Here is a 992-nt window from a genome sequence, read left to right as displayed (position 1 = left end):
CTGTCTGAACCAGAACGTATTACATTACAACAACTTGCTTTGAACCACATACATCGGGACATCCGTACGCGAGGAACGGGGTTACTCATGCTTGCCAGAGGCATCAAACCCCGTCAGATCGCCGAGGAGATAGGATGTAGTCTCAGAGTTATCTATGACTGGGTTCACGCCTGGCATGATTCAGGGATAGCGGGATTATTAGGGGGCCATGTCGGTGGTCGATATCCCGCCATGACACCTGAGATGATTGCCACCGCGGTCGAATCCGCTCGCGCAGAATCTCTGACGCTAGCCCGAATCGCACAGAAAGTTGAGGATAAGCATGGCCCTTTGCCCTGTACACTGGAGACGCTGGCTAATACCCTGAAAAGACAAGGATTAACCTATAAGCGAGCTCGCTTGTCTTTAAAAAAAACGCCATGAAGCGGAATTTGCTGAAAAAGCCGCCTTGTTGAATAAAATGAAGGCGGGCGCACGGTCAGGTCATTACCGTCTAGTCTATTTTGATGAGGCGGGTTTTTCTGCCTCCCCAGCGGTACAATATGGATGGAGTCCACGAGGTAAGCCCCATGAAGCAGAGCCTCAAAGCGCTGTCAGACGGTCAGTGCTAGGTGCGCTAAATTACACTGATAACACGCTGTTTTATCAGATAATATCAAGCAGTGTCACGCGGAGTAATGTCATTGATTTTTTAGCGCAGGTTGCCCAACAAGGAGATCATCGCCTGACAGTTGTCGTGTTAGATAATGCGCCTATCCATCATGGGATCGATGAAAAAATTAAAAATCGCTGGTTACGAGAGCACAACCTGTTTTTACTTTACCTTCCCGCCTACAGCCCAGAACTGAATCTGATTGAAATCGTCTGGAGGGAGGCGAAATACCACTGGCGACGTTTTATCACCTGGACTCAGGAAACCATGGAATATGAGATCAATACATTATTAGCTGGTTATGGTGACCAATTTGCAATTAATTTCTCTTGAGGACTTA

2 protein-coding genes are annotated in these 992 nt (G+C 47.7%); both read left to right on the top strand.

What is annotated here, in order from left to right:
- A partial coding sequence (locus Xentx_RS18130; RefSeq protein ID WP_208607609.1) for a helix-turn-helix domain-containing protein occupies positions 1 to 423 on the top strand: 423 nt, incomplete at its 5' end.
- A gap of 37 nt (positions 424 to 460) precedes the next feature.
- Entirely contained in the window at positions 461 to 985 is a 525-nt protein-coding gene (locus tag Xentx_RS18125; protein WP_074021873.1) for an IS630 family transposase, read from the top strand.
- Positions 986 to 992 lie beyond the last annotated feature (7 nt).

The organism is Xenorhabdus thuongxuanensis (genome assembly GCF_001908095.1).
Taxonomy (GTDB): Bacteria; Pseudomonadota; Gammaproteobacteria; order Enterobacterales; family Enterobacteriaceae; genus Xenorhabdus; species Xenorhabdus thuongxuanensis.
The sequence above is the reverse complement of the archived record's forward strand: the minus strand, read 5'-3'. Positions and strand labels throughout refer to the sequence as shown.

Excerpts from the sequence above, each read along its gene's own strand:
- Xentx_RS18125 (WP_074021873.1), top strand. The coding sequence starts at position 461 with ATGAAGGCGGGCGCACGGTCAGGTCATTACCGTCTAGTCTATTTTGAT.